Raw genomic sequence first — 5,897 nt, 5'->3', positions numbered from 1 at the left:
TAGATAGATGGTTTCCTAGCTCTAAAAGGTGTAGTAATTGCGGGTATATTGCTGAGAAAATGCCGTTAAATATTCGAGAGTGGGATTGTCCAGACTGTGGGACACACCATGACCGAGATATTAACGCCAGTAAAAACATTTTGGCCGCAGGGCTTGCGGTGTCAGTCTGTAGAGCGACCATAAGACCTTCACAGAGTAAAACTGGGGCGGCAGGTGCGAAAAATCCTTCGGGAAAGAAGCAGAAACTCAAATCGTGAGGTTTGGGAATCGCCGTCCGTTTTACGGCGGTGAGGATGTCAACTTAAGCTTAAATTATGCCAGTGGCATCACTTCTCCTCTCTCTCGGGTCACTAATTGCGGGTTAGGATCAAGGTTACACTTCCTTTAGATTTTTAAGCCATGTCGTTGAACCAAGAATCCCTCGCTTTTAGCGGTGGGAGTGTCAAGAACTCAACTAGCGAAATTTTGATCGTGGGCGGTGGTATCATCGGATTAGCGATCGCCGTCGATTTGCAATTGCGCGGGGCAAAAGTTACCCTCCTAGTTCGAGATATAGCTCAGGCCGCTAGTCGTGCGGCTGCGGGAATGTTGGCCCCCCATGCGGAGGGGATTCCCCCGGGTCCCTTTCTCGATCTTTGTCTGCAATCGCGCTGGCTATATCCAGAATGGAGCCGCAAAATCGAGGATTTAACGGGTATAAACAGCGGTTACTATCCCTGTGGTATTCTTGCTCCTGTTTACGAGCAAAATCAGCCTATTACTGCCAATGCAGCTAATAAAATTTGGTTAGACAGCAATGCAGTTCACCTCTACCAACCCGGACTAGGTAAAGATGTGATCGGTGGTTGGTGGTATCCCGACGATGGACAAGTGGATAACCGGCAGCTAGTGACTGCCCTGCAACAAGCGGCCGAAAATTTAGGGGTAGAAATTCGCCAAGGCATAGAAGTCCACGCCTTACAACAAAAGCAGGGAAAAGTCAAGAGTATTTATACCTCAATTGGGGAATTAGAAGCAAAAATTTACATTTTAGCGGCGGGATCCTGGGCCAGTCAACTATTACCCCTCCCTATCCATCCCGTCAAAGGTCAAATGGCCGCAGTAAAAATGCCCCCTAACCAGACCTTAGCTAGGGTTTTATTCGGTCCGCAAACCTATCTGGTTCCCCGTCGCAATGGTCGTTTAATTATCGGTGCCACATCCGAAAAAGTCGCCTGGCAAACGGGTAATACACCCCAAGGACTGCAAACCCTTTTTGAGCGCGCCACCCGTCTCTATCCCCCTTTAGCTGACTGGGAAATCGAGGAAATGTGGTGGGGATTCCGTCCGGGTACACCGGATGAATTGCCCATTTTAGGCCGTAGTAGCTGTGATAACCTGATTTTAGCCACCGGTCACTATCGTAACGGCATTTTACTCGCTCCTGTCACTGCTTCCTTGATTGCTGACCTAGTAATTAATCAAAAAACCGATCCGATTTTGACTCATTTTCGTTGCGATCGCTTTAATCAACCATCACCCGTTACTATTTCACCTATGTCCTTAACTATTATTGAGAATAAACCCAGTCAACCGCTTTTATCACCCCAGAATGATCGCCTCACCATTGCTGGGAAAACCTTTCACTCCCGCTTGATGACTGGGACTGGCAAATATGCCAATCTGACCACTATGCAGGAAAGTATTACTGCCAGCGAATGTCAGATTGTCACCGTTGCCGTTAGACGAGTACAAACGAACGCTCCCGGTCATGAGGGATTAGCAGAAGCGATCGATTGGTCGAAAATCTGGATGTTACCCAACACTGCTGGTTGTCAAACGGCCGAAGAAGCGATTCGGGTAGCCCGTTTAGGACGAGAAATGGCCAAATTATTGGGACAGGAAGACAATAACTTTATTAAACTCGAAGTTATTCCGGATCCTAAATATTTATTACCCGATCCGATCGGAACTTTGCAAGCGGCCGAACAATTAGTTAAAGAAGGTTTTGCCGTACTGCCCTATATTAACGCCGATCCTCTCTTGGCCAAACGTTTAGAGGAGGCTGGCTGCGCCACGGTTATGCCCCTAGGATCGCCGATCGGGTCGGGACAGGGGCTGAAAAATGAGGCAAATATCGCGATTATCATCGAATCCGCCAAAATTCCAGTGGTAGTAGATGCCGGGATCGGTACACCCTCAGAAGCGGCCCGGGCTATGGAAATGGGTGCCGATGCTTTATTAATTAACAGTGCGATCGCTATGGCGGCCAATCCGGCTATGATGGCGCAAGCCATGGGAATGGCGGCAAAAGCGGGACGTTTAGCCTATTTAGCGGGAAGAATGCCGATTAAGTCCTATGCTAGTCCTAGTTCCCCTCTGACGGGAACGATCGCCTAACCCAGTGATCTTAAGCCCGGAATTGGCTGTTTTCAGCTATTAGAGCCAGCAAAAATCCCTATGACTACAGACAATCAAACTGAGTATGTTGCCGCTTTAACTGATTTACACCGTGGACTTGACCGTAAAGGGCCAGGGGACTCTGACTTCTCCCTAAAAATTTTGAGTAATCTCTCTATTTTGCCCCTCAAGCGGCGAATTGCCGATCTAGGATGTGGAAGTGGTGCTAGTGCTTTACTGCTGGCACAATACTACCAAAGCCCTGTCATGGCAGTGGATTCCTCGTCGGTTTTTATCGACGAACTCAAAACCCGAGCAAAACAGCTTGGTCTTGAGCATTTAATCATTCCAATTCATGGTGACATGGCTAAACTTGATTGGTCAGTGGGTTCAGTTGATCTGCTTTGGTCTGAGGGGGCTGCTTATAATCTTGGGTTTGAGCAGGCCCTTAAAATCTGGCGACCTCTTCTTTCTAACAACGCTATTGCCGTCATCTCGGAGATGAGTTGGTTTACTGATGATCTGCCAGGGCCTGCTGTGGCCTATTGGCAAAACGCCTATCCTATGATGGGTAATGAGTTTGAGAATATCGTTCGGGCTAATAGGTCTGGTTTTAAGGTACTTTCTACCCATCGGCTGCCAAGTCTAGTTTGGTGGCTAAATTATTATGAACCTCTCCGTGAACGAATCGAGCAGCTGGAAATCAGCCCAAGTAGCCAATCGGTTATTCGTGAAACTGAAGAAGAGATGAAACTTTTTGAGAAATTCAGCAACTTCTATGGTTATACCTTCTATGTTCTGCAAGCGGTCTAGAAAAAAAGCCGTCCAATTTATGATCAGCTAACCCAGTGATCTTAAGCTGGCAATGGGCTGTTTTCAGCTATCGTGGGCGGGGCGAGAAAAATTGACTAGAATAAAAGAGGTGGAATCATGATCGAGAGTCTGCCGGGCAATTACCGTCATGGCCGCCAATCCTGAGACTACATTTTTTGATCACCGAGGTATATTGGCGATGATCACTAGAAATTCTTTATTATCAGGTTTGTTTCTGGGTCTGGGTTGGGTTTGCGTTAGCGGCAACCTAGTCGTGGCCCAATTGCCTATCAGTGAGCGTTGTTTAGCGGGGGCTGAATCCTGCGCTTACCAAAAATATCCCCAATACAATCAGCAATTAAACTTTCGCACCAGTCCCCAAATCGAGCAGCGGCGACAGAACACGATCGAAAATGAATGCGGTAGCAGTAATTCCTCTCGTTGTAATAATCTGCGTCCGCAGGTGCAAGAGCTACAGGAAACTCCCACCATGCAGCAATTGCGGGAACAACAGATTAGAATTATCCAAACTCGTTAAAATAGGGGAGATTTTTCCATCTCCCCCCACACCACCTATCGATAAATCCCACAATTAACGCACTTCAAACAAACGATTATCCGGTAAATTACTAATCGCTCGCTGGAGACTATTCAAGGATCTATTGTAATCGACGATCGCCTGTAGATAACGGCTTCTGGCATCGGTTAAATCCCGTTGGGAGTTGATCACATCCGTTTGGGTTCCCACACCCGCCTGAAAGCGTAAACGGGCTAATCGCAGACTTTCCGTGGCGGATTCAATGCTTTTTTGCGAAGTTTTGATGTTTTCTTGGTTAGAAATCAAACTATAGTAGGATTCCTCCACCTGAAGGCGAATTTCATTGCGACGGAGGGAGAATTCCGTATCGGCGCGATCAATATTTCTTTCCGCTTGACGAGCGCGAGCAAAAGCACGACCACCATCAAAAAAAGTCCAACGAATCCGGCCACCGACGCTAAAACCATCGCCAAAACCAGCTTCATCACTGAGATCGTTGAGGACATTATACGCGCCCAAAAGGTCCACTTGGGGAATCACCGCCGAAATGGCGATCGAGCGGTCTTCTGCGCTAATTTCCCGTTGTAAGAGTTGTTGTTCTAATTCTGCGCGATTTTTATAGGCCAGAACAATACTATCATCAAGACTTAAGCCCCAAGTTCCCGCCTCGCGAATCTCATCGGCAGCGGTTAACTCAATGTGTTGGCCAACACTCAATATTTGTGCCAGTCGCCGTCGGGAAATACGCTGGTTAGAAATCGCCCGAGTTAAGTCTTGGTTAGCGTTAGCGAGGTCAACTTCCGCCTGTAGGACAGCAAATCGAGTTCCTAGTCCCGCTTGCTCCAATAATTGAGCATCCCGTAAACTTTGACTAGCATCTTCGATCGAGGCTTGGGCGATCGCTACTTGGGCATCACCCCTCTGTAATTCATAATAGGCATCGGTGGCATCAAAACGAGTTTGTTCCGAGACTCGTTCCACCTCTAATTCCTGTTGCCGGATCACTTTTTCGGCCCTTTTGATCTGGGCTGCCCGTTCACCCCCTGTATAAACCCCATAGACGATGCGAACACTACCCTGAAGGTTGGTACTATCTTCGGGTGTAACTGCTGGGATTCCCTGTTGACGAGCTAACTCATTCTGTCTTTGGGCAGCTGCCGATTGATCTTGAGTGAGACTGGCCTCCGCTTCTGCCGTGGGTAATAAGGCCGCCTGTTGTTCCTTTAATTGGGCGCGAGCGATTTCCAGATTAATCCGGGCTGTCTGTAAGGTCTGATTATTTTTTAAAGCTAATTCGATCGCTTGATTTAAGGTGATCGGTTGTACTACCCTAATATTCACCTCATCCGGTTTGGTGGGAAAAATTAGGGGATTGCCACTAGGATTAAGATAATTGGGGGCTTTGGTATCTGCTTCCGTGGTTGCCGGTGCCGCCGAGGGACCAGGTAATTGAGAAACTGGATTGGCAGTAGGTCGGGGTTTCTTCAATAAATCGGCAGCGGACTGAGTTTGTGCCTTAACCGAGGATTCAGCCAAGAAAATCAACCCAAGCACCGCACTCACGGTAATACCATAACGCAAGAGCAACATGAGTATCTCGAAAGTAAACAGTAAACGATAAGAAGTAAACAAGCTCACACCACTATGTTGGCCGATTACTAATTACTAATCACTAATCCTACTCCATCCCGACGCGGATCGCCCGTAGCGGTTAATTCCCCCCGATCATTCACTGCCACCCCATGCACACCCCCAAAAAACATATTTTGTTCTTGCCAACGGGATACTTGAGTATTTGCGGGTAAAACCAGATTTTTGAGCATATTTTCCCGATCTTCTAAAGGTTCAATTCCTAATTGGGGTCTGCTGAATAAATCTAAAAACCTTGTTGGGTAAGACTTTTAGACTTTTTGTCAATCAAAAAGTACCAGGCATGGGAGTGATCAGGGGGAAAATTCAGGTACTTTTTCCCTGAAAATTAGGTAGTTGACCACATGAAAATCGGTAAAACCCATCCCCCATCCCCCATCCCCCATCCCCCAACCCCCAACCCCCACCGAAAAACTTTTTCAGCAGCCCCTAATTGTTGATTTTCCCAATGTAGGCGCGAGGCAGCGATCGCATCGGGTAAGGATTGCCGAAAATCGATTAAATTGCTAATAACCTG

Annotated in this window: 6 protein-coding genes and 1 pseudogene; 4 read left to right on the top strand and 3 right to left on the bottom strand. The window is 47.4% G+C overall.

Translation table 11 applies throughout. From position 1 onward, the window contains the following. From IM319_RS17305 to IM319_RS17290, 4 genes are all read left to right on the top strand, one after another. A partial coding sequence (locus IM319_RS17305) for a zinc ribbon domain-containing protein (RefSeq protein WP_287736414.1) occupies positions 1-257 on the top strand: 257 nt, incomplete at its 5' end. Between the two features lie 142 nt (positions 258-399). Next, on the top strand, positions 400-2,379 hold the full coding sequence (thiO, locus tag IM319_RS17300; protein ID WP_287736413.1) for a glycine oxidase ThiO: 1,980 nt from the start codon (positions 400-402) through the stop codon (positions 2,377-2,379). 60 nt (positions 2,380-2,439) lie between these two features. Then, entirely contained in the window at positions 2,440-3,192 is a 753-nt protein-coding gene (locus IM319_RS17295; protein ID WP_287736412.1) for an SAM-dependent methyltransferase, read from the top strand. A 148-nt stretch (positions 3,193-3,340) separates the two neighbouring features. After that, the gene (locus tag IM319_RS17290) at positions 3,341-3,730 is read left to right on the top strand and encodes a hypothetical protein (protein WP_287736411.1); all 390 of its coding nucleotides are present in this window, start codon (positions 3,341-3,343) and stop codon (positions 3,728-3,730) included. A gap of 54 nt (positions 3,731-3,784) precedes the next feature. Here the strand turns inward: IM319_RS17290 and IM319_RS17285 are convergent, their stop codons facing one another. From IM319_RS17285 to IM319_RS17275, 3 genes and pseudogenes are all read right to left on the bottom strand, one after another. Further along, entirely contained in the window at positions 3,785-5,320 is a 1,536-nt protein-coding gene (locus IM319_RS17285; protein WP_287676404.1) for a TolC family protein, read from the bottom strand. A gap of 68 nt (positions 5,321-5,388) precedes the next feature. Beyond that, positions 5,389-5,589: pseudogene (locus tag IM319_RS17280) on the bottom strand (gamma-glutamyltransferase); the annotation flags it as partial. Between the two features lie 119 nt (positions 5,590-5,708). After that, a partial coding sequence (locus tag IM319_RS17275; protein WP_425185245.1) for a hypothetical protein occupies positions 5,709-5,897 on the bottom strand: 189 nt, incomplete at its 5' end.

It is taken from the genome of Microcystis sp. M113S1, from assembly GCF_020246945.1.
Taxonomy (GTDB): Bacteria; Cyanobacteriota; Cyanobacteriia; order Cyanobacteriales; family Microcystaceae; genus Microcystis.
Note: the sequence above shows the minus strand (reverse complement) of the source record. Positions and strands in the feature narration are given on the sequence as shown.

Bases quoted from the DNA above. Each gene is read 5' to 3' on its own strand.
- thiO (WP_287736413.1), top strand. From the start codon at position 400: ATGTCGTTGAACCAAGAATCCCTCGCTTTTAGCGGTGGGAGTGTCAAG.
- IM319_RS17285 (WP_287676404.1), bottom strand. From the start codon at position 5,320: ATGTTGCTCTTGCGTTATGGTATTACCGTGAGTGCGGTGCTTGGGTTG.
- IM319_RS17290 (WP_287736411.1), top strand. From the start codon at position 3,341: ATGGCCGCCAATCCTGAGACTACATTTTTTGATCACCGAGGTATATTG.
- IM319_RS17295 (WP_287736412.1), top strand. From the start codon at position 2,440: ATGACTACAGACAATCAAACTGAGTATGTTGCCGCTTTAACTGATTTA.